This is a genomic window from Mesorhizobium sp. B2-3-4 (assembly GCF_006442315.1).
In the GTDB taxonomy this organism is placed as follows: Bacteria; Pseudomonadota; Alphaproteobacteria; order Rhizobiales; family Rhizobiaceae; genus Mesorhizobium.
Genome location: NZ_VFVY01000016.1, coordinates 148,861 through 169,199, shown reverse-complemented (window position 1 = coordinate 169,199; position 20,339 = coordinate 148,861). Strand labels below are relative to the sequence as shown.

The 20,339-nt window shown below is 65.8% G+C and carries 22 protein-coding genes; 13 read left to right on the top strand and 9 right to left on the bottom strand.

The window, feature by feature from the left end; genetic code table 11:
• Positions 1 to 233: 233 nt before the first annotated feature.
• Entirely contained in the window at positions 234 to 851 is a 618-nt protein-coding gene (locus FJ967_RS22865; protein WP_140734077.1) for an XRE family transcriptional regulator, read from the bottom strand.
• A 132-nt stretch (positions 852 to 983) separates the two neighbouring features.
• Between FJ967_RS22865 and FJ967_RS22860 the strand changes: the two genes are divergently transcribed.
• From FJ967_RS22860 to FJ967_RS22850, 3 genes are read left to right on the top strand one after another with little or no spacing between them, the layout of a single operon-like run.
• A complete protein-coding gene (locus FJ967_RS22860; protein ID WP_140734076.1) occupies positions 984 to 2,117 on the top strand; it encodes an FAD-binding oxidoreductase in 1,134 nt (377 codons plus the stop codon).
• Between the two features lie 44 nt (positions 2,118 to 2,161).
• Entirely contained in the window at positions 2,162 to 3,766 is a 1,605-nt protein-coding gene (locus FJ967_RS22855; protein ID WP_140734075.1) for an ABC transporter substrate-binding protein, read from the top strand.
• A 59-nt stretch (positions 3,767 to 3,825) separates the two neighbouring features.
• Complete coding sequence (locus FJ967_RS22850; protein ID WP_140734074.1) at positions 3,826 to 4,926, top strand: serine hydrolase domain-containing protein; 1,101 nt, start codon at positions 3,826 to 3,828, stop codon at positions 4,924 to 4,926.
• Between the two features lie 32 nt (positions 4,927 to 4,958).
• Here FJ967_RS22850 and FJ967_RS22845 read toward each other — a convergent pair whose 3' ends face one another.
• A complete protein-coding gene (locus tag FJ967_RS22845) occupies positions 4,959 to 5,684 on the bottom strand; it encodes a 3-keto-5-aminohexanoate cleavage protein (RefSeq protein ID WP_140734073.1) in 726 nt (241 codons plus the stop codon).
• A gap of 211 nt (positions 5,685 to 5,895) precedes the next feature.
• Here FJ967_RS22845 and FJ967_RS22840 point away from each other — a divergent pair, with 211 nt between their 5' ends.
• On the top strand, positions 5,896 to 6,090 hold the full coding sequence (locus FJ967_RS22840; RefSeq protein ID WP_140734072.1) for a hypothetical protein: 195 nt from the start codon (positions 5,896 to 5,898) through the stop codon (positions 6,088 to 6,090).
• A gap of 77 nt (positions 6,091 to 6,167) precedes the next feature.
• On the opposite strand, the gene FJ967_RS22835 is transcribed toward FJ967_RS22840, so the two are convergent.
• Complete coding sequence (locus FJ967_RS22835) at positions 6,168 to 8,270, bottom strand: EAL domain-containing protein (protein ID WP_140734071.1); 2,103 nt, start codon at positions 8,268 to 8,270, stop codon at positions 6,168 to 6,170.
• 230 nt (positions 8,271 to 8,500) lie between these two features.
• Between FJ967_RS22835 and FJ967_RS22830 the strand changes: the two genes are divergently transcribed.
• The 7 genes from FJ967_RS22830 (at position 8,501) to FJ967_RS22800 (ending at position 13,119) form a co-directional block, all read left to right on the top strand.
• Positions 8,501 to 8,950, top strand: a complete 450-nt coding sequence (locus FJ967_RS22830; protein WP_140734070.1) for an ester cyclase — start codon at positions 8,501 to 8,503, stop codon at positions 8,948 to 8,950.
• 332 nt (positions 8,951 to 9,282) lie between these two features.
• Complete coding sequence (locus FJ967_RS22825) at positions 9,283 to 9,465, top strand: hypothetical protein (RefSeq protein ID WP_140734069.1); 183 nt, start codon at positions 9,283 to 9,285, stop codon at positions 9,463 to 9,465.
• 83 nt (positions 9,466 to 9,548) lie between these two features.
• Entirely contained in the window at positions 9,549 to 10,163 is a 615-nt protein-coding gene (locus FJ967_RS22820) for a hypothetical protein (protein ID WP_140734068.1), read from the top strand.
• Between the two features lie 166 nt (positions 10,164 to 10,329).
• The gene (gene ada, locus FJ967_RS22815; RefSeq protein ID WP_140734067.1) at positions 10,330 to 11,445 is read left to right on the top strand and encodes a bifunctional DNA-binding transcriptional regulator/O6-methylguanine-DNA methyltransferase Ada; all 1,116 of its coding nucleotides are present in this window, start codon (positions 10,330 to 10,332) and stop codon (positions 11,443 to 11,445) included.
• A 21-nt stretch (positions 11,446 to 11,466) separates the two neighbouring features.
• On the top strand, positions 11,467 to 11,691 hold the full coding sequence (locus FJ967_RS22810) for a hypothetical protein (RefSeq protein WP_246675353.1): 225 nt from the start codon (positions 11,467 to 11,469) through the stop codon (positions 11,689 to 11,691).
• Positions 11,692 to 11,824: 133 nt separating this feature from the next.
• Positions 11,825 to 12,379, top strand: coding sequence for a methylated-DNA--[protein]-cysteine S-methyltransferase (locus tag FJ967_RS22805; RefSeq protein WP_140734065.1), 555 nt, complete (start codon positions 11,825 to 11,827; stop codon positions 12,377 to 12,379).
• Positions 12,376 to 13,119 (top strand): 2OG-Fe(II) oxygenase, encoded by a 744-nt coding sequence (locus FJ967_RS22800; RefSeq protein WP_140734064.1) that lies wholly within the window; start codon positions 12,376 to 12,378, stop codon positions 13,117 to 13,119. The genes FJ967_RS22805 and FJ967_RS22800 overlap by 4 nt, the downstream gene beginning before the upstream one ends.
• A gap of 10 nt (positions 13,120 to 13,129) precedes the next feature.
• Here the strand turns inward: FJ967_RS22800 and FJ967_RS22795 are convergent, their stop codons facing one another.
• The 5 genes from FJ967_RS22795 to FJ967_RS22775 all read right to left on the bottom strand — a co-directional run bounded on the left by FJ967_RS22795 (position 13,130) and on the right by FJ967_RS22775 (position 17,719).
• Positions 13,130 to 14,080 (bottom strand): sigma-70 family RNA polymerase sigma factor, encoded by a 951-nt coding sequence (locus tag FJ967_RS22795; protein ID WP_140734063.1) that lies wholly within the window; start codon positions 14,078 to 14,080, stop codon positions 13,130 to 13,132.
• Between the two features lie 73 nt (positions 14,081 to 14,153).
• Positions 14,154 to 15,095, bottom strand: a complete 942-nt coding sequence (locus FJ967_RS22790) for an alpha/beta hydrolase (protein ID WP_140734062.1) — start codon at positions 15,093 to 15,095, stop codon at positions 14,154 to 14,156.
• A 107-nt stretch (positions 15,096 to 15,202) separates the two neighbouring features.
• Complete coding sequence (locus FJ967_RS22785; RefSeq protein ID WP_140734061.1) at positions 15,203 to 16,084, bottom strand: SDR family oxidoreductase; 882 nt, start codon at positions 16,082 to 16,084, stop codon at positions 15,203 to 15,205.
• A gap of 127 nt (positions 16,085 to 16,211) precedes the next feature.
• Positions 16,212 to 16,799, bottom strand: coding sequence for a dihydrofolate reductase family protein (locus tag FJ967_RS22780; RefSeq protein WP_140734060.1), 588 nt, complete (start codon positions 16,797 to 16,799; stop codon positions 16,212 to 16,214).
• Between the two features lie 38 nt (positions 16,800 to 16,837).
• Positions 16,838 to 17,719: an NmrA family NAD(P)-binding protein gene (locus tag FJ967_RS22775; RefSeq protein WP_140734059.1), complete on the bottom strand. Its 882-nt coding sequence runs from the start codon at positions 17,717 to 17,719 to the stop codon at positions 16,838 to 16,840.
• A gap of 121 nt (positions 17,720 to 17,840) precedes the next feature.
• Here FJ967_RS22775 and FJ967_RS22770 point away from each other — a divergent pair, with 121 nt between their 5' ends.
• Together FJ967_RS22770 and dinB are read left to right on the top strand one after the other, a co-directional pair.
• The gene (locus FJ967_RS22770) at positions 17,841 to 18,257 is read left to right on the top strand and encodes a helix-turn-helix domain-containing protein (RefSeq protein ID WP_140734058.1); all 417 of its coding nucleotides are present in this window, start codon (positions 17,841 to 17,843) and stop codon (positions 18,255 to 18,257) included.
• 158 nt (positions 18,258 to 18,415) lie between these two features.
• Entirely contained in the window at positions 18,416 to 19,663 is a 1,248-nt protein-coding gene (gene dinB / locus FJ967_RS22765; protein ID WP_140734057.1) for a DNA polymerase IV, read from the top strand.
• A 23-nt stretch (positions 19,664 to 19,686) separates the two neighbouring features.
• Here the strand turns inward: dinB and FJ967_RS22760 are convergent, their stop codons facing one another.
• Positions 19,687 to 20,157 carry a hypothetical protein gene (locus FJ967_RS22760; RefSeq protein ID WP_140734087.1) on the bottom strand — a complete coding sequence of 157 codons (471 nt, stop codon included), beginning with the start codon at positions 20,155 to 20,157 and terminating at the stop codon, positions 19,687 to 19,689.
• Positions 20,158 to 20,339 lie beyond the last annotated feature (182 nt).

Sequence of the window (20,339 nt, the reverse complement as noted above, 5' to 3'; positions counted from 1 at the left end):
AAATGCAACTTGACACAACAGATAGTCGCTCATTGCCCTGCCGGGCATTTCTCCCCGTATAGTGACGGGGAGAAAGAGGCTGCCCGAATCGCCGGCACTTTCCTTGCAGCGCTGGCGATTGGCGAAATCATTCCTGACAGCGTCCCTCTCCCCGTCACTATACGGGGAGAGGATGCCGGCAGGCAGGTGAGGGGCGGCGCCGACATCCGGTAATTGGAACGCAGGCGCGCCCCCTACCCCTCCACCACGTCGAGCACACTGAGCAGCGTGCCTTCCATATCGGGTTCGTCGCCGGAACAGACGCACAGCATCTCTGCATCGCCTTCGCCCACCGACAGATAGGCGTGGCCCATGGTGGAATCGATGTAGACGCTCTCGCCCTCTTTCAGCCGCACCGGCGCGTACTGGTCGGTGTGCAGCTCGATCTCGCCCTTGAGCACGATCAGGAATTCCTCGCCGGCATGCCGGGTCAACGGGCCGAATTCCTCCGGCGTGCGGGCGCGCGCATAGGCGTGGATCGGCACCATGCGCTTGCGCACCAGATCGGTGGCGAGATAGCGGTAGTCGTAATTGCGGGTGAGCTGGCGCAGCGTGTTGGACTGCGAGGTTACCGAGCGGCGGGTGCGCGCCGAAGGCTGATTGCGGTCGCCGCTGAGCAGCTCCGTCACATGGATGCCGAGCCCTTCGCAGATCTGCAGCAGCTTGTCGTAGCTCAGCGACATCTGGTCATTCTCGACCTTGGACAGCGTCGACACCGCGACGCCGGTGAGCGCGCTGACCTCCTGCAGGGTCCAGCCATGCGTCTTTCTCAAAGCGCGCAGACAATCACCGAGATTGGGTTGCTCCGACATTGCCAGCTCCAAGGCGCGGGATCGCGCCGCTCCACCCTAGGTAGTCGAACTCCCCTGCGCCATCAACAACGCCAACAATTTTCTTATACGCTAAATATTGACGGGATACGAAATTATTTTTACGACTGATGGATGCAGTCGAAGTCCTCCCCAAAGATCGTCGTCATCGGCGGCGGCATTGCCGGCCTCTCGCTCGCCGCCGCCGTCGCCGGCTGGGCCGACGTCACTGTCCTCGAGCGCGAGACGCATCTCGGCTACCACGCCAGCGGCCGATCCGCCGCCCTGTTCACCGAGACCTATGGCAACCGGCTGGTGCGCGCGCTGACGCTGGCCAGCCGGCAGGCCATCGTCGGCGGCGGTTTCGTCGCCCATCGGCGCGGCGCGCTGCATGTCGGCTGGAGCGGCGACGATGCGGCAATAGACCGGCTGGCCGGCGAATTGCAGGCGCTGGTGCCATCCGTGCGGCGAATGTCCGCGGCCGAGCTGAACGCGCTGGTTCCGGTCATTGCCGCCGAGGCCACCTGCGGCGGCGTTTACGAACCGGACGCGGTCGATGTCGACACCGGCAAGATGCTGGCGGCCAGCGCCTCGGCGCTGAAAGCCGGCGGCGGCGTCATCCGCACCGGCGAGGACGTCCGCGCCATCTCGCGCAACGGCAGTGCTTTCGAGGTGGAGACGGCCGCCGCCGTCTACCCCGCCGACATCGTCGTCAATGCAGCCGGCGCCTGGGTCGATCTCGTCGCCGCAATGGCCGGGCTGTCAGGCCTCGGCTTCCAGCCCAAGCGGCGCACCGCCTTCCTGTTCGATGCGCCCGCCGGCGCCGATATTTCCGGCTGGCCGCTGGTCGTCGACCTGCATGAACAGTTCTATTTCAAGCCCGATGCCGGCAGGCTGATCGGCTCGCTCGCCGATGAGACCGACACCGAACCTTGCGACGCCTGGCCCGAAGACATCGACGTCGCCATCGCCGTCGACCGCATCGAGCAGGCGACGTCGATGCGCATCGGCCGTCCCTCGACGCCTTGGGCGGGCCTGCGCACCTTCGCGCCCGACCGCACGCCGGTCGCCGGCTTCGACCCGCGCCTGCCCGGCTTCTTCTGGCTCGGCGGCCAGGGCGGCTACGGTTTTCAGGTGTCGCTGACCCTGGCCAGGCTGAGCGCGGCGCTGATGCGCGGCGCGCCTCTGCCCGCCGATATCACGGCGCTCGGCGTCAGCGCCGCGGCGCTGGCGCCCGACCGCTTCCTCGTCCCGGCGGCGACGCCATGAAGTTCCTTTCCTCAACCCCGAATGTGTCATCAGGAGCGTTTGCGATGAAATCCACCGTTCTGCGCACAGTGCTTGCCTCATCCCTGCTTGCTTCATCCGTCCTTCTGGGCGGGCAAGCCTATGCCAAGACCCTGGTCTATTGCTCGGAAGCCAATCCGGAAACCTTCAACCCGGCGATCGGCATCGCCGATTCCACCATGGACGCCGCCGCCAAGACGATCTTCAACCGGCTGGTCGAGTTCAAGCCGGGCACGACCGAGGTCGGACCGGCGCTGGCCGAAAGCTGGGACGTTTCGCCTGATGGCAAGGCCTACACCTTCCATCTCCGGCACGGCGTGAAGTTCCAGTCGAACGAGCATTTCACGCCCTCGCGCGATTTCGACGCCGACGACGTGCTCTACACCTTCAACCGTCAGCGCGACGCCAACAACCCCTATCACAAGCTCGGCGGCGGGAATTACGAGTACTTCAACGCGCTGGGCATGGGCACGCTGATCGACAAGATAGACAAGCTCGACGACTACACGGTGCGCTTCACGCTGACGGCTCCGAACGTCACCTTCCTCGCCGGGCTGGCGCTCGACTATCTCTCCATCCTGTCGCTGGAACAGACCGAAAAGATGGTGGCGGCCGGCACGCCGGAACTGATCGACAGCGCCCCGGTCGGCACCGGCCCGTTCGTGCTCCAGGCCTATGTGCCCGACAGCCAGGTCCGCTACGCCGCCAACCCCGACTATTGGCGCGGCGCGCCGAAGATCGACACGCTGGTCTTCGCCATCACGCCCGAGCCGACCACCCGCGTCGAGCGCATCAAGGCCAATGAATGCCAGGTCGCCGCGCCGCCGCCGCCAAGTGCCGTCGCCGACCTGCGCAGCGATCCGGATATCACTGTCCTCGACCTCAAGGGCCAGAACATCGGCATCCTCGGCTTCAATGTCGAACACCAGCCGCTGGGCGATGTCCGGGTGCGCACGGCGCTCGCCAAGGCAGTCGACCGCAAGGCGATCGTCGATGCCGTCTATGCCGGGGCCGGCACGGTGGCCGGCAGCGTCGTGCCGCCGGCGCAGCTCGGCGCCGTGACCGATGCCGGTATCGACTATGATCCCGATGGCGCGAAGAAGCTGTTGAAGGAGGCCGGTCACGAAAGCGGCCTGAAGATCAGCCTGTGGGCGATGCCGGTGTCGCGCCCCTACAACCCCAACGCCAAGCGCATGGCCGAGATGATCCAGGCCGACTGGGCCAAGGTCGGCGTGCAATCGGAAATCGTCAGCTTCGAATGGGGCGAATACCTCAAGCGCACGGCGGCGGGCGAACAGGACACGTTCCTGCTCGGCGGCAGCAGCGACAATGGCGATCCCGACAACATGCTGAGCTATCTCCTGTCCTGCGACGGCGTGAAGGGCGGCTCCAACCGCTCGCGCTGGTGCGACAAGGATTTCGAGAAGCTGCTCGACGAAGGCCGCGTCGCCGCCGACCCGAAGGAGCGGGCCGCGATCTACGGCAAGGCGCAGGCGATCCTGAAGGAAGAAGTGCCGGTGGCGCCGATCGCCCACTCGATGGTTGCGATCCCGATCCGCAAGAGCGTGCTCAACTACGTGCTCGACCCCTTCGGCCGGCAGAATTTCGCCGCTGTCGACATGGCGGAGTGAAGCGCGCCGCCCTTCCCTTCTCCCCTTGTGGGAGAAGAAAAAAAGAAAGCGAGACATCCATGCCCAAAGACCTGAACGCCCTCCTCGCCAGCTACCTCACCGATGGCGCGGTTGGCGCATCGCTCGCCTATGCCAGGGGTGATGCCGCGCCGACGGCCCTCACGGCAGGCCTGGCCGACCGCGGGCATGGCGCGCCCGTCACGCCGGACCAGCTGTTCAAGATCGGCAGTTGCACCAAGACCTTCGTCGCCGCCGCCCTGGTCAAGCTTGCCGAGACCGGCAGGCTCGACCTCGGCGCGCCGATCTCGTCCTGGTTCCCGGACCTGCCGGGCGCGAGCGCCATCTCAGTGCGCCAGTTGATCAACCACCGCAACGGCCTGCCGGAATTCGAATACTACATTCCGATGGACCCGACCCGGCAGTGGACGCCGCAACAGCTGGTCGACATCGCCTTCGCCTCCGACAAGCAGAAGGCACCGGGCGGACCCGCAGTCTACAACAACACCGGTTATGTCCTGGCCGGCATGGTGATCGAGGCGGTGTCAGGCCAGTCGCTCGGCGCCTATGTCAGGAGCGCGATCCTCGAGCCGCTTGGCCTGAAGAACACCTGGTCGCCGGCGACCGAGCCGTTTCCCGAGAAATCGATGGTGCGCGGCTATTATCACCGCCCGCCGCCGGCGCCGAACGCGCCCACCGATATCGCCTCGGGCGGCGAGATGTGGCGCATGGACGGTGTGCTGCCCTATTCCAACGAATTGCAGGATTCCTCCAACGCTTTTCCCTACGGCGCCGCTTATGGCTGCGGCGACATGGTGTCGACCCCTTCCGACATGGTGGGTTTCATGCGCGGCCTGTTCTCCGGAACACTCTTGTCGCCGCCCTACTTCGCCGAGATGTTCGAGAACCGTGTGCCGGCAAGCTTCCCCGGCACGCGCATGCGCGAGACGGGCGCCGGCATGTTCCAGAGCGCCTATGCCGACCGCGCCTTCTACGGCCATCAGGGCAGCATTCCGGGCTATGTCGCGGTCATGCTGCATGATCCGCTGACGGACCTCACCATCGCCATGACCAGCAATGTCGGCTCCGGCAACCGCCTGTCCTTCCAGGCCAGCGGCCTGCATCCGGTGGTCGATCAGGCGATCGGTATCATTCTGGGATAAGGCCGGCGCCGTCCGGCTGAAGCCTCGAAATGCTAGGCCGCGGTGGTCGACCGAAACATCGCCACCGCGGACGCGACGATTTCCGCATTGTCCTTCACGATCCTTCCGTCCGCCAGCGTCCTGCCATCCTCCAGCCCGACCCGCGTCGACCAGCGCTTGCCCTGTGCCAGTTCCAAGAACGGCCATACGGTGGCATCGACGCCGTGCAGCAGGATAGGCCGGCGCACACCGGCGCGTTCGAGCACCGATGCGATGCCATGCGCCTCGTCGAGCGCGGCGGACAGGTCCGGTATGTCGATCTCGATCAGGATGCGCAGCACGCCGATACGATCGGCAAGCGCCACGAAGCGCTCGGCGTCGGTCACCGTGGCCAGCCCGGCCTCGACGCCGACGCCGCGCCCGCGCAGCAACGCCATCACACCAGGCGCGTCGGCTTCCGAGAGATTGACCGAGGCGTAATCGGGCAGTTCCCGCCAGCCGGCGATCGCCGCGCGGGTCCGCTCCACATCGTTCTCGATCCAGGCGCCGGTCGACACGCCGATCAGCGTGCCCGGACAGGCCTGGCGCACGGCAAGCACCGTCTCATCCACGGCGGCCAGGCTTTCGCGTCCGCCGGCGTCGCGCGGATGAATGTGCAGCTCGGCCGCCCCCGCGGCGACGCAGGCCGCTGCATCGGCTGCCATCGCCTGCACCGTCAGCGGCAGGCCGGGATGGAAATCGCGCGGACGCGCGCCGTTGATGCAGGCCTGTACGATCATCGATTTCGCCTCGGACAAAAAAGCGCACCCTAGCCGCGCCGTTCCCTCGCGCAAAGCCGCGGGCGGCATCATTCCTGACAAGATCGGCCAGCCGCCGCCGCGCCTTGCCAGGGCATTCGCCGGCCTTTGAATAAAAGGCGCCTATGAATATTTACCGCACGTTGCGCCAAGCCGGCCAAGATACATTAGGGCGGGATCATGGAGGGAATCATTGACCAGCGATTTCTCAGCCGCCCGTCTCCATCTCGAACGCGCCTATGACTATCTGCGCGGCAATGACGAGACGAGCCGCTCGGCATGTGTGGCCCTCGACCTGTTGATCGAGACGGTGGCGGAAGCACAGCACAGGAAGCCGGAACCCGGGGTGCTGGAATTTCCGCAAGCCGCTATGCGGCAGATTGTATGATTTGCCTGGGAACTATGATTTGCACGGGAACAGGGGCTTGAAGCACAGCACCCGCATCCGTTTCGACGCAACGCGCCTCAGGATGCCTCGCGGGCCGCTGCCTCCCGGGCCGGCCCGGCGGCGTGGCTGACGATGTGCTGCAACGGTTCGGGCCGGTGCAGCAGAAAACCCTGGCCGAACTCGACGCCCATGTCGCGCAGCATCGCCACCGTGTCCTGCCGCTCGATCTTCTCGGCCACGACGGCGCAGCCGAGGCTGCGCGCAATGCTGGTGATGGCCAGCACGATCTCGCGGTCGAAACGGCTTTCCGTGATGTGCTCGATGAAGGAGCCGTCGATCTTGATGGCGTCGACGGGGAAGCGCCTGAGATATTCGAACGAGCTCATGCCGGCGCCGAAATCGTCGAGGCTGACCCGGCAGCGCCGCTCGCGTGCCTTGCGCACGAAGGTTTCGGCGGCATCGAAATTGGTGACGGCTGCGGTTTCGGTGATCTCGAAGCCGATGCCCTGGTGCGGCGCCCCCGTTTCCTCGATGATGCGGTCGACGAAGTCCCACAGCCCGGGATCGCTCAGCGTCTGCGCCGACAGGTTGAAGCCGAGCGTGACCGCGCCCGATTTCATCGCCGCGCCGTGCCGCGACAGCGCGGTGCGGATGATCCAGCGGTCGAGCCGCGCGGCAATGCCGAAGCGCTCCGCCGCCGGAATGAACTCGCCGGGCGGAATCAGCCGGCCGCCCTTTCCGTCAAGCCGCGCCAGCACCTCGACATGGCGGTTCTCCTGCCAGGGCCTGCCAAGCCGGTGGATCTGCTGGCCGAACAGTTTCAGCCTGCCGTCCTCCATGGCGTCCACCGTGTCGGCGGCGAGCCGTGCCGCGTTGAGGCCGCCCGAACCTGAGGCCGCATCGGCCGAAAACAGCGCGAAGCGATCGCGCCCGGCGGCCTTGGCCGCGTAGCAGGCATCGTCGGCGCAGGCCAGCGCGTCGGCAACCGTGGTGAGACGGTCGTGGACGATCGCGATGCCGATGCTGGCCGCCAGCCGCCGCGACGTCGCGGCGAGGCCGAGATCGGCATCGCGCACCGCCGCCAGGATGGCCCCCGCCAACCGCTCGGCTTCAGCGGCATCGCAATCGGGCACCAGCAGCGCGAACTCGTCGCCGCCGAGCCGCGCCGCATGCGCCGATGGCGGCAGGCAGCGACCGATGCCCGCCGCGACGCTCTTCAGCGCCAGATCGCCGGCGGCGTGGCCGGCGAAATCGTTGAGCGCCTTGAAGTAGTCGAGGTCGACATAGAACACCGCCAGCGGTGCGCCCGTGGCGATATGATCGGCGAGCAGCCTGTCGAAGGCGGCGCGGTTGAGGAGCCCAGTCAGCGCGTCGTGGCGGGCAGCATAAGCCAGTTCCTGCTCGCGCAGCTTGTCTTCGGTGATGTCACGCACGGTGCCGAGGATCTGCCCCGCTTCGCCGGCGGCGATGAAACGCACCAGCGATTCGACATGACGGACGCAGCCGTCGCGCCTGACGATGCGGTACTGGCTGGCTATGATGGTGTCCGTTCCCAGCGACACCTGGTGGACGCGTTCGGTCGCCTCCTTGTCGTCGGGATGCAGATAGGTGTGCCAGAGGTCGGCCGACACCTCGTCGGTATCGGCGACGAGGCCGAATATCTCCCGGGTGCGGGTATCCCAATAGCTCTTCCGGGTGGCGATATCGTGATGCCAGATGCCGGTGCCGCTGGCGGCGAGCGCCAGGCGGAAGCGCACATTGACCTGTTCGAGTTCGGCCTCGGCCGCCTTCTGCCTGGAGATGTCGGTCTGCACGCCCATCAGCCTGAGCGGCCGGCCGGCCGCGTCGCGCTCGACGATGCCGCCGCGGTCGAGCACCCAGACCCAGTGGCCCTGCTTGTGCTTAAGCCTGAGTTCGGTCTCGATGGCGTCGGTCAGCCCGGCAATGTGGCGGTCGCCGCTGGCCAGCGCCCGTTCGCGGTCGTCGGGGTGGGTAAGACGAAACCAGAGGTCGCTGGTGTTGGCGAGCTCATCCTGGCTATAGCCCAGCATACGCGCCCAGGTCGCAGAGTAGAAGCAGTCGCCGGTGCGCAGATCCCAATCCCAGACGCCAAGATGAGCGCGTTCCAGCGCGCGTTCCCACCTCGTTCCATCGCGGCTTTTCTTGCCCTGACGCGCCATTTTCCGTTTCGCCTGCCCAATCGCGGGCAATCTGCGGCAAAACCAGAGAAGAAACAGTTACCGGCAATGCCAGACGGTCGGCCGCCGGCTTCCCGTCCGCCGTTACCACGGCTCCGTCTTTCGATTGTCCGGCAAGAACCGGAGTTCGGTCGCCGGCAGTCGGTCCTACTGATGACGCGGGTTCGCCGACCAATCCGGCGATCTCCCGCAAACAGGAAGAGGACCTCCCTATGACCAAGCAAGAAGACAACAAGGCCGTCGTCGTCAGATGGTTCACCGACTTCTGGGGTGAAACCTGCGACCTCGCCGTCGTCGACGACATCGCCGCGCCCGACATGCTGCTGAAATATTCGCTGCATGAGCCGCGCCGTGGCCGCGACGACATCAAGGCCTTCATGACCGATTTCCGCGCCGCCTTCCCGGATCTCAACTTCTGGGCGACCGCCGATCTCATCGCCGAGGGCGACTATGTCGTCGGCCAATGGGAAGGCGGCGGCACGCATACCGGCCCGGCCTTCGATGATTTCCTGACCGGCTCGCTGCCGGCCGCCACCGGCCGCGCCATGCGCTTCACCGGCACCACGGTGCTCAAGGTGATCGACGGCAGGATCGTCGAGGAGATCGGGCTCGACGACGGCGTCGCCGCCCTTACCCAGCTCGGCCTGATCAAGGCCGCCTGAGGCGCCCGCACACGTGAAAGTGGCTCGCACGCGGCATGCGGGCCACTTTCGACGGTTTGACGGAACGTCCGAATCGACCTTCGCCAATCACGCAATTGTTCGCGGCACCGTGGCTGGAATGCCACACTTCGGGTTGAAACCAGCTGAGGCAGGGCTTACTTCAGTCGTCGAGCAAGCTGAATTCGCCACATTTTCACTATATTGGTTGAAGAAACGCTTGTTGTGCAACCACGTTGCCGGCCCGGCGTTTGACTTGCCGGTACAACTAGGATTTTTATGGCCCCTGATGCAGCCAGAGGGGATCTGGTTGCGATCAACAAGGGAATACGACGATGAATGATTTCGATCAAGCGCACGCGGATGCGCTCAAGGCCAAGGAAGCAGCGCGGCAATTGCCGCATGTCCAGGGCTATGGCTCGAATCGCACGTCGGAGACCGTACAGATGTGGACAGATGCGCAGCTTTCCAGCTATATCCGGGACCACGCAAGAGCGCAGGCAGCATCCGCAGAATAAGCGATAGTATTTCTGGGAGACGAAAGGGGGCCGTGCAGCCCCCTTTTTTACGTGAAGAAATAGGGGACGGGGGGAATTTTGGGGTGGAAAACCGCGTCACGCATGCGGACCTCGATTCACTGCATTTTATCCAGGGCAGTGCGTTCGCGAGGCAGAAGATCAAATGGTATGCGGATGAATACGCTGCAGGATTTGGCGAGTGCCTGATAATTTGGGACGATGCCGCTCTGGCGCAAGTCATGGGCCATTGGCGAGAGTCATACGTTCTATGGCGTCAGAAGGCTCTCGGCGAGGCCATGGCCCAGGGGGTGCTTGAAGCTGATTTCGGCGAACTGAGCTTCATAAAGACCCTTGCCATCCTCTTGTGGGCGATGACGCAAAACGGTCTCGAGCCGATCAAGCTGGTGAAGATAAAAGGGCTGCTCCCGCCCGAGACCCGGGACCTTGTGACGGCATATCCCAATGAATTTTTCTCATTCATGGGCATTTTCTGGATGTTCCACGACCTCCAGCACCAACGGAAGATCGATTCCCGGTATGATCTTCGTAACCCTCCAATGCACTACCGCTACTATCGGGCCATGGTCCATTACCTAGCCAAGCAGGATCCGCGACAGGACGATCTGTATCTCGTCCTCAAGACATTCGACTTGGCTGCGATGAAGACGGACTACCGTCAAAATCCCACGATTGGTTGAACCGCAGGATGACGCCGCACCCCATTCGGCTTGATCAAGGCGATCTGGTGCATTGATCCGATGGGGCCGGCATGGCTATTTCGCGACGTCGCCAGTGATGGCGCTCCCGCGATAATTGTCAGGAAACGGGTGGCGCGGCCGACCTGGGACCGCTTCAGTACCTGCCATGTTCATCACGCTTCAAAGAGACCTGAAATCCGCGCCGCTGCCGGTCATCGACGATCCGCGCTGGGCGCGCGTCGTGGCGCGCGACAAATCGGCCGACGGAGAATTCTGGTATTCGGTGGCGACGACCGGCGTCTATTGCCGGCCCTCCTGTCCGTCACGGCGAGCCAACCCGAAGAACGTGCAGTTGCACGATACGCTGGCCCTGGCCAAGGCAACCGGCTTTCGCGCCTGCCGGCGGTGCAATCCGGATGGCCCGTCGCTTGAGGCCGGCAATGCCGCGATGGTGGCGGATGCCTGCCGCAGGATCGAGGCGAGCGAAGCCGAACCGTCGCTTGCCGAACTGGCCGCTGCCGCCGGCCGCAGCGCCGGCTATTTCCACCGCGTCTTCAAGGCCGTCACAGGACTGACGCCGAAGGATTATGCGGCGGCCCGGCGCGCCGCCCGGGTCCGCCAGGGTCTGGATGACGGCGCCAGCGTGACGGCGGCGATCTATGATGCCGGCTTCAATTCGAGCGGCCGCTTCTACGAGAAGTCGACCGGCATGCTCGGCATGACGCCGAGCCGCTACCGTGCCGGCGGCGCCGATGAGGAAATCCGCTTCGCCGTCGGCGAATCCTCACTGGGCACCATCCTGGTCGCCTCGAGCCGCAAGGGCGTCGCCTCGATCCTGCTCGGCCAGGACCCCGACGCGCTGGTGCGCGACCTGCAGGACCGTTTCCCCAAGGCGCGGCTGGTCGGCGGCGACAGCGATTATGAGGCGCTCGTCGCCCGCGTCGTCGGTTTCGTCGAGGCGCCGGCGCTCGGCCTCGACCTGCCGCTCGACGTGCGCGGCACCGCCTTCCAGCAACGCGTCTGGCAGGCCTTGCGCGACATCCCCGCTGGCCGCACCGTCTCCTATGCCGAGATCGCCGGCCGTATCGGCGCGCCGAAGGCGACCCGCGCCGTCGCCGCCGCTTGCGCGGCCAATGCCCACGCGGTCGCCATTCCCTGCCACCGCGTCATCAGGCAGGACGGCGCCCTGTCGGGCTACGCCTGGGGCGTGGAGCGCAAACGCGCTCTGCTCGAGCGCGAGGCGGTGCCGAGCGACAGCGCCTGGCCGTCTACCCGGGACTGACGGGAACCGGCGATGCGCGCAATGGCAAGCTCTCCCGCCGCTGGCGAAACCCGACAGATCCATGGCAAGGCCGATGTCCGCCGGCACATGGACGATGCGAAGTCGCTGGTGCTGGCCGCCATCGGCGAATGGGTGGATGACGGCAAGGCCGAGTGGAGCCGCACCGCAAGCGGTGAGATCGAGCTGCGGCTGTCGACCGGCGAGGTGTTCGTGCTGGGCGAAGCTTCGGTGACGCGGATCGCATGAGCGCTTGGCTTTGGGCGAAGTTGGCACGCCGCGGCGATAACGGCACGAACGAATTCGAATTTGAAAGCAAGCACCGGAGTGAGAGCCGGCCGGCGCAAGGTTAGGGTTCAGGCACACAGAAGGAGTGAAGGCAATGAACCACATGCAAACCCCAATGCCGGCGGCGGACTCCAAAGCGGCCGCCCTCGACATCGTCACCTATGCCATTGGTGAATCCGCGATCGGCGCCATCCTCGTCGCGCGCAGCCCGGTCGGCGTCTGCGCCATCCTGATCGGGTCGGCTCCGGAAACCCTGGAGCAGGATCTTGCCGAGCGCTTCCCGGGCCGCGTGCTGATCGAAGACGAGCCCGGCCTGCGCGACGATCTCGCCGCGATAGCACGTTTCGTCGAAACGCCGGGCGCCGGTCTCGACATGGCGCTCGACATGCGCCACGGCACGCCTTTCCAGCAGCGCGTGTGGGAGGCGCTGCGCACGATCCCGTGCGGCGCCACGGTCACCTACACAGCCCTTGCCCGGCGCCTCGGCATGCCGGACGGCGCCCGCGCCGTCGCCACGGCCTGCGCGGCCAACGCCATTGCGCTCGGCATTCCCTGCCACCGCGTGCTGCGCGCCGACGGCTCGCTGTCCGGCTACCGCTGGGGTGTCGAACGCAAACGCGCCTTGCTGGCACGGGAGGCCGCGATATGAACGCCGATATCAGGATTGCCGCATCGCCAGTCGAAGCCGCCGAGACACGCATCGCCGCCTATGACTGGCCGGCACTCACCACCGAACTCGACGGCTTCGGCTGCGCGGTGATGGAAAAGCTGCTCTCACCCCAGGAGTGCCGGCAGCTTGCCGGCCTCTATCCGCAGGAGCAGCACTTCCGCAGCCACATCCACATGGCCAGGCACGGTTTCGGCAAGGGCGAGTACCGCTACTTCCGCTATCCCCTGCCCGACCTTGTCGGCGGTCTGCGCACCGCGCTCTATCCCAGGCTGGCCGAGGTCGCCAACCGCTGGAACGAGCGCATGGGCATCGCCATGCGCTATCCCCGGTCGCATGGCGAATTCCTCGACCAGTGCCATGCCGCAGGCCAGGCCAGGCCGACGCCGCTCCTGCTGCAATATGTGCCCGGCGACTTCAACTGCCTGCATCAGGACCTCTATGGCGACCTCGCCTTTCCGCTGCAGGTGGCGATCCTGCTGTCCGAACCCGGCGAGGATTTCACCGGCGGCGAATTCGCGTTGACCGAACAGCGGCCGCGCATGCAGAGCCGGGTCGAGGTGGTGCCTTTGCGCCAGGGCGACGCGGTCGCCTTCGCCGTCCACAACCGGCCGGTGCAGGGAACCAGGGGCAATTACCGCGTCAACCTGCGCCACGGCGTCAGCCGCCTGCGCTCAGGCATGCGCCACACGGTCGGCATCATTTTTCATGATGCGAAATAGGCGTTTCTTCCTACTCCCAGGGGGATTCATATCCCGCGTCGGCGGCCAGCATGTCCAGCATCCACGGACAGGCATAGTAATCGGCGATGCGGTCGATGACGCCGCCCTCGGCACGGATCCGTACAAAATAGGCCGGCCGCCAGACCTCGTCACGCAGTCTGTCGACGACCAGCACGATCTCCCCTTCGACCGCGCCTGGCCGCATGCGCCAGGGCTCGCCGCGCTCATATTCGACGAAATAGGGCGAAGCCGAGAGCAGGCCATTGTAGCAGTCCGAGACACGCAACCGCGCATCGGCGCTGGTCAGGGCCCGCACGCCGTCCCAGTCCCTGGCATTGAAGAGTTCGACATAACGGCCAAGCAGCCGTTCCAGTTCGGGGTCGTGTGCCGGCGCCGTGGACGGCTGCGCGGGCAAGGCGGCGAGCTTGGCGCGTCCGCGGTTGAGCGCCGACTTCACCCCGCCCGATGTCGAGCCGACCAGGCCGGCGATTTCTTCCAGCGAGTGGTCGAAGACATCCTTGAGCAGCACGCAGGCGCGCTCCTTCGGCGGCAGGTGCACGACCAGCCGCTCGATGGCGCGGCCGGCCCCCGGACCAGCCGGCTCGACGGGCAGCACGATCTCGTCGGCCGCATAGCCGGCTTCGGCCTTGAGCCGCACGCCGCGGCTCCTGATGAAATCGATGCACCTGTTATGGGCGATGCGAAACAGCCACGGCCGCAACGCCCCGACATCGTCGAGCTGCCCGATCTTGCGATAAGCCTCGAACAGCGCCTCCTGCATGATGTCCTCGCCGTCGAGCACCGAGCCGGTCATGCGCGCGCAATATCGATGCAGCCTGACGCGCAGATGCGAGACGGTCTCCAGAAACGCCCTGTAGCGCAGGTCGAACAGCCCTTCGGGGTCGAGGCGCGGCTCGACGCCTCGCCTCGTTTCACGGGGTTTGCGGATATGCTGGTTCATCGCCGCATCATCGCACCATTGCGCAAGCGCGGCACTTCACCATGCGCAAGCTCGACGATCAACCGGGACATGCTCACGCCGCCTTGTCGCCGGCGATTTTTTCGCCGCCGTCCGCGAGCCCCAGCCTCGGCCGCACCCAGGCGGCCAAGCGGCGAACCGCGTCGTCGGCTTCCGGCGCCCGGCCGGCCATCATCTGGAAAGAATGCAGCATGCCGTCGAACACGTCGAGCCGCGTCTCGACGCCCGCCTGCCTCGCCCGCTCCGCGAACATGCGGCTTTCGTCGACCAGCGTCTCGTCGGCGCCGGCCTGCAGGAAGACGGGCGGAAAACCGGTGAGGTCGGCATAGAGCGCGCTGACCTCCGGATCGAGCCGGTCGCGGTCGCCGATGAAATTACCCACCAGCCAGTCGACGGCTTCCCTGGCGAAGGCCGGGTCCTTTTCGCGGTTGGTGCCGTAGCTGGCGCCGGTCAGCGCCATGTCGAACCAGCCCGAAATGATCAAGGCGGCGACAGGCAGCGGCCGCCCCTCGCCACGCAACCGCTGCAGGACGCCATAGGTCAGCACCGCACCGCAGGAATCCCCGGCAAGCGCGACATGGCCGGCGTCGAACCCCTGGTCGACAAGCCAGTTCCAGGCCGACATCGCCGCCTCGAGCTGGGCCGGGTGCTTGGCCTGATGCGCCAGCGGATAGTTGTAAAGCAGCGCCCTGCAGCCGACCGCCTTGGCAAGATGCCCGACCAGCTTGCGGTGCGTGTAGATCGAGCCGCCGATGAAGCCGCCGCCATGCGCATACAGCAGCGCTCGCTTGTCGTCGGCGCCCTTGGGCAATATCCACATCGCCGGCACGCCGCCGGCATCGACCTCGACATAGTCGACGCCGCCCGGTTCGCCGGTCAGCGCCGTCCAATTGACGTCGTTGTAATCGATGATCGCCTGCGGGCTGGTCAGCTTGCCCGCATTGGCCGCGATCGCCGCGTAGTGGTTCTTGTTTGCCTGGCTCTCGATGCTGGCCATGACTGTGTCGCCTGTGGTTGCGGATCGCGGTTTCGGCGCGACCTTCAAGACAGAGACGGACGGGCAGGCAAAAAGGATACGCGCCCAGCTACGGTTTTTTCGGCGCTCTATGCCCCGCCTCGCAGCATCGCCGTGTGGCGCTGCGCGAATTCGACGAACGGCGTCGCCCGCACGCCGAACATTTCATGCGTGGCCAGATGTACCCGCGATTTCGGGCGTCGCAGCCGCTCGGCCAACTGCTCGTCCAGCGCATCGGCGAAGGCGGGAGAAATACCGCTGGCCATGAGCGCACGCCGCCGCTCCTGCGGGCTGACGTCGATATAGCGGACCGGCTTGCCGATCGCCTGCGATATCCGCGCCGCGACGTCGCTCATGGTCAGCGCCTCGGGTCCGGTCATGTCCAGGCTCTCGCTCTCATGACCGCCGTCGCGCAGCAGACGGAAGGCGACCTTGGCGATGTCCTCGACATCGACCGGCGACAGTTCGGTGTCGCCAAGCGCCAGATAGAAGGCGCCCTCGGCGGCGATGGTCGGTGCGTCGCGCAGATAGACCTGCATGAACTGGCTGGGGCGCAGATGCGTCCACGCCATCCCCGCTGCTTCGAGATAGCGCTCCACCTCCTCATGCATGCGCGTGAAGCGGAACTTCGTCGCGTCATAGCCGATGTTGGATTCGGCACCTGAAAACTTCACCACATGGGCAATGCCGGCCTGCCTGCAGGCATCGATGAAGCGGCATTGCGTTTCCGTCATGTCCTCGGCTGCCGTCGAGATCATCAGCACGCGGTCAATGCCGTCGAGCGCCGGGCCAAGTGTCTGCGCCCGGCGCATGTCGCCGCCAACCAGTTCGACGCCGGCAAGCCCGCCGAGCCCCGCCGCCACGGCCCGGTCCTGATCGCGAACCAGCGCCCTCACCTCATGCTTCTGCCGCGCGAATTCGCGCACGATTGCCTTGCCGTTGAGGCCGGTGGCGCCCGTCACCAGGATCATGGTCTGTCTCTCCGTTGAGGATTGATGCGGCCGCCCGTCCGACGGCCGCACCTTGAAGACGAGGAGAAGCGGGCAAAGGATTCCGGCCAAACGCCTTTTTTTGGCCGCGAGGCCCGCGCGCCCGCGATCAGCCGGCCGGCGCATAGCGGTTGACCACCATGCCGCAGGCATAGGCCTTGGAGCCGAGTAGAATCAGCCTGCCAAAACCGCCCTGGTCGAAGATGCGGCGGCCGGCGCCCAGCACCGCCGGATTGACGAACAGCTGGAACTCGTCGACCGCTCCGGCCGCAATCAGCGCCGACGCGAAGCCGGCGCCGCCGAACACGCCGATGTCGCCGCCCTCGCCTGCCTTCAACGCGCCGACCTCGCGCACCAGGTCGCCGCTCACCACCGTCGTGCGCTCCCAGCGCGGGGCCTGGAGCTTGTCGCTCGCCACCACCTTGCGCGCGTCGACGATGCGCCGGGCGAAGGCATAGAAGGGATCGACCGGATATTTCCCCGCCGCCTTGCCCCAATGGGTGAGATAGCCCTCCTCGGCCATCTTGCGGCTGAGCAGGATGGTGTCGATGCCGGCGAAGACGGTGTTGAAATCCCGTTTCAACTCCTCGTCCCAGCCATTGTCCTCGCCCCATTCCCAGAGCTGCCACGGGTGGTCGGCGGCGGCGCCGACGAAACCGTCGACCGACATCTGCATCTGCAGGATGAGCTTTTTCATCGGCTTGTACTCGTTTTCGGATTCTACACGGGAAGAGATCAGGCAGCGCCATGCGAGCGGGCGAAGTCTCGTGCCCATGCTTCGAAGGTGGTCGGCGTGGCATTGTCCGGCGACGGCGCCTCCAGCGCCCAGCGCTCGCCTCTGTTGAAGCTCGCCGCCGTCTCGCCCAACGCATCGGCGAAGCTCGCCGACAGGCCGCCGGCGATCATCCCGGCGCGGGCATCGGCAAAAGGCGCCGCATGATAGGTCACCTCGCGGCCGATAGCCTTGCCGAGAATGCCGGTCGCCTGCTCGAATGTGTAATAGCCGCCGCCATGCAGCTCGACGACGCGCCCGGCCGGCAAACGCTCCGCGCCGAACAAGGCGGCGGCGCGCTGGCCGATGTCGCGCGCGGCGATCAACGGCATCGGCAGATCGCCACGGAAGGGCGTGGCGAAGACGCCTCCGGCGGCCTGCTCGATAAAGCCCATGCCCCTGACGAAATTCTCCATGAAGAAGGACGCGCGCAGGAACACCAGCTCGTCGAGACCGATCGTCTCGAGCCGCTCTTCCATCATCGCGGCGCCCAGCGAAGTCCCCATCCTGAGATGCGTGTTGAGGCCGCTGAGCAGCACGACGCGGCGCACGCCCGAAGTCCTGATGGCTTCCGCCAGCCGCTCACCGACCTCATCCTCGAAACGATGCAGGTCCGGCGCGGTGACGTCGAAGGGGATCATCACATAGGCGCTGTCGGCGCCGGCGAAGGCGGACGCGAGTGCCGCGGCATCGTCGAGCGCGACACCCAGGCTCCGCGCCACGGCGCGCACCGCATGTCCCTGCCCGGCCAGCACCGAAGCGACTTGCCCGCCGACGTCGCTGGTGGCACCGACGACCACGACGGTCCTTGGCGCGCTGGTTTTGCCGATGGTTTGTTTGCTCATGACGTCCTCCTCCTGGTGAAACCGCGAGCCGTCGGGCCGCAATTGATTTACTTTTGGAACCATTTGACGCATGGCAAGAATGATGTCAATAGTAAATTGATTTAAAAATGGAACCACTGGGATGTCGACGCGCGAACGATCCGGTTGCCCGATCAACCTGTCGCTTGAATTGCTCGGCGACCGCTGGACGCTGCTCATCATCCGCGACCTGATCTTCGCCGGCAAAAAGCATTTTCGCGAATTCCTGCAATCCGATGAAGGCATCTCCTCGCGCACGCTGGCCGAGCGGCTGCAGACACTGCAGGATGAAGGCATCCTCACCCGCAGCGACGACCCGAGCCACGGGCTGAAGGCGATCTACCGGCTGACCGAGGCCGGCATCGATCTGCTGCCGGTGCTGGCCACGCTCGGCGCCTGGGGCAGCAAGCACCGCAAGTCCGACGACAAGCTGGCCCGCATCGCCGACGAACTGGCGGCGGGCGGCGAGCCGGCGCTGGAACGGATGAAGGCGGCGCTGCGGGCGGAGCATATCGTCTAGGGATGCGCAGCTTCCTTCTTGCGCAGGGCGGAAGGAGGAGCTTTTCGCGCCTCGGTTACCGCCAAGGGGTATCGGCGCGCCGAGCTCCGATTGACAACGATCCCTTTATGTTCTTTATTTGTTCCGATCTATCAGCAATCGCGGATGAGCGGAACGGGATGGAAACGACGGCCACCATCCTGCATGCCGATCTCGACGCCTTCTATGCTTCGGTCGAGCAATTGCTCGACCCGGCGCTGCGCGGCAAGCCGATCGCGGTCGGCGGCGGCGTGGTGCTCGCGGCATCCTATGAGGCGCGCGCCTTCGGCGTGCGCGGCGGCATGCCGGGGCGCAAGGCGCGCGAGCTTTGCCCGCAATTGATCTTCGTCGGCGGCAATTTCAGCCACTACCAGCGGCTGGGAGACGCCGCGATCAGGGTGCTCGACGATTTCACGCCGCTGGTCGAGCGCATCTCCATCGACGAGGCCTTCGCCGACGTCGCCGGCTGCACGCATCTGTTCGGGCCGCCCTGTGAGATCGCCGCCGCGATCCGCCGCCGCGTGCGGACCGAACTTGGCCTGCCGATCTCGATCGGCGTGGCGCGCACCAAGCATCTGGCCAAGATCGCCTCGCAGGTCGCCAAGCCCGACGGGCTGGTGGTGGTCGAGCCCGGCACCGAGCTTGCCTTCCTGCACGATTTGCCGGTCGGCCTGATGTGGGGCGTCGGACCGGCAACCAGGGCGCGGCTGGCCGAGATCGGCGTCGAGACCATCGGCCAGCTGGCCCGCACGCACAGCGGCGCGCTGACCCGGCTGCTTGGCCCCGCCGCCGGCGAAAAACTCGCGGCGCTGTCCTGGAATCGCGATCCGCGCAAGCTGGAGACGAAGCGTCGGGCGCACTCGGCCGGCGCGCAATCGGCGCTCGGGATGAAACCAGCCGTGGCGCGGGTGATCGTGCCGGCGCTGCTGCATCTGGCCGACCGTGTCGCCAGCCGGCTGCGCGCCAAGAACCGCCCCGGCCGCACGGTGACGGTGCGCGTGCGCTTTGCCGATCTCAGCGCCGTCACACGCTCGATCACGCTGGAGCAGCCGATCTCGGCGACCGCAATGCTGGCCGAAATCGCGCAGGACCTGGTGCAGGGCGTGCTCGCCGACCATCGCCACGAGAAGACGATCTCGCTGCTGGCGATTTCGGTCTCGCATCTGGAAGAAAGCGCGGAACTGCAGCTCGACCTGCCGCTCGGCCTCGCCGACGAGAAGCGCCGCCCGGGCAGCCGAAAAGGCCTGGCACGCTTCGGCGCTGACCGCGCCATCGACAAGATCCGCGAACGCTTCGGCAAACAGGCGGTCGGCTACGGCACTGTGGCGCTGGAGGCGGCCCGCTCGGTGCCCGACGAATTCAGGGAACTGGCGCAGAAGGAATTGTAGCCAAGCCGCCGATGCGGCCTACGTTAGAATCCGTCCGGCACGAACTCGCAGGCGAGCAACGTCCTGCCTTCAAGCGCGCTTCCCTCGCGCGCCACGATCGACACCTTTCCCGGGCCGGCCAGTCCCTCCGGCGGCTGCTGGTCCGCCGGCAGTTCCAGCGCATAGCCCTTGCTGGAGGCACCCATCAGATCCGACGTCTCGGGCTTCAGGCCATAGGCCTTGGCAAGCTCGTCGGCGCGCTCGCCCTTGATGAGCACACCGACCGCGCTCGAGGCGAAGAACACTTCGTCCGACTCGAAGCCGTCGCGGCCGATCTGCTGCGGGATCTTGTAGATCGCGGCGCCCAGCGAAGACATATCAGGCTTGGCCAGCTTTTCCGCCGCATCGTAGATTTCCGTTGCCGAAGCCGTGGAATAAGGCGGCTTGCACAGCGCGGCATCGAAGAATGCGGCATCGGCCACGGCGGCCATCGCACTGCCGGCAAAATTCGTCATGGCAACGAAACCCGACAGAATGACAACACGATAGATGGACTTGAGTTTCGGCACGCGGACAATCCTTTGATGGCTGACAAGGCATTACGGCATTGCCTGAGCAACGCCAAATTATATTAGGTAAATCTGATTTATAACTACGGCACCTCGCCTGCCTATTGCAGCGCGGCAGCAAGCACAAT

Coding starts and splice junctions, on each gene's coding strand:
- FJ967_RS22855 (WP_140734075.1), top strand. CDS start 2,162: ATGAAATCCACCGTTCTGCGCACAGTGCTTGCCTCATCCCTGCTTGCT.
- FJ967_RS22780 (WP_140734060.1), bottom strand. CDS start 16,799: ATGAAAAAGCTCATCCTGCAGATGCAGATGTCGGTCGACGGTTTCGTC.
- FJ967_RS22785 (WP_140734061.1), bottom strand. CDS start 16,084: ATGATCCTGGTGACGGGCGCCACCGGCCTCAACGGCAAGGCAATCGTG.
- FJ967_RS22850 (WP_140734074.1), top strand. CDS start 3,826: ATGCCCAAAGACCTGAACGCCCTCCTCGCCAGCTACCTCACCGATGGC.
- FJ967_RS22770 (WP_140734058.1), top strand. CDS start 17,841: ATGTCGACGCGCGAACGATCCGGTTGCCCGATCAACCTGTCGCTTGAA.
- FJ967_RS22865 (WP_140734077.1), bottom strand. CDS start 851: ATGTCGGAGCAACCCAATCTCGGTGATTGTCTGCGCGCTTTGAGAAAG.
- FJ967_RS22805 (WP_140734065.1), top strand. CDS start 11,825: ATGAACCACATGCAAACCCCAATGCCGGCGGCGGACTCCAAAGCGGCC.
- FJ967_RS22795 (WP_140734063.1), bottom strand. CDS start 14,080: ATGAACCAGCATATCCGCAAACCCCGTGAAACGAGGCGAGGCGTCGAG.
- FJ967_RS22790 (WP_140734062.1), bottom strand. CDS start 15,095: ATGGCCAGCATCGAGAGCCAGGCAAACAAGAACCACTACGCGGCGATC.
- FJ967_RS22860 (WP_140734076.1), top strand. CDS start 984: ATGCAGTCGAAGTCCTCCCCAAAGATCGTCGTCATCGGCGGCGGCATT.
- FJ967_RS22775 (WP_140734059.1), bottom strand. CDS start 17,719: ATGAGCAAACAAACCATCGGCAAAACCAGCGCGCCAAGGACCGTCGTG.
- FJ967_RS22835 (WP_140734071.1), bottom strand. CDS start 8,270: ATGGCGCGTCAGGGCAAGAAAAGCCGCGATGGAACGAGGTGGGAACGC.
- FJ967_RS22845 (WP_140734073.1), bottom strand. CDS start 5,684: ATGATCGTACAGGCCTGCATCAACGGCGCGCGTCCGCGCGATTTCCAT.
- FJ967_RS22825 (WP_140734069.1), top strand. CDS start 9,283: ATGAATGATTTCGATCAAGCGCACGCGGATGCGCTCAAGGCCAAGGAA.
- FJ967_RS22760 (WP_140734087.1), bottom strand. CDS start 20,157: ATGACGAATTTTGCCGGCAGTGCGATGGCCGCCGTGGCCGATGCCGCA.
- FJ967_RS22810 (WP_246675353.1), top strand. CDS start 11,467: ATGGCAAGCTCTCCCGCCGCTGGCGAAACCCGACAGATCCATGGCAAG.
- FJ967_RS22800 (WP_140734064.1), top strand. CDS start 12,376: ATGAACGCCGATATCAGGATTGCCGCATCGCCAGTCGAAGCCGCCGAG.
- ada (WP_140734067.1), top strand. CDS start 10,330: ATGTTCATCACGCTTCAAAGAGACCTGAAATCCGCGCCGCTGCCGGTC.
- dinB (WP_140734057.1), top strand. CDS start 18,416: ATGGAAACGACGGCCACCATCCTGCATGCCGATCTCGACGCCTTCTAT.
- FJ967_RS22830 (WP_140734070.1), top strand. CDS start 8,501: ATGACCAAGCAAGAAGACAACAAGGCCGTCGTCGTCAGATGGTTCACC.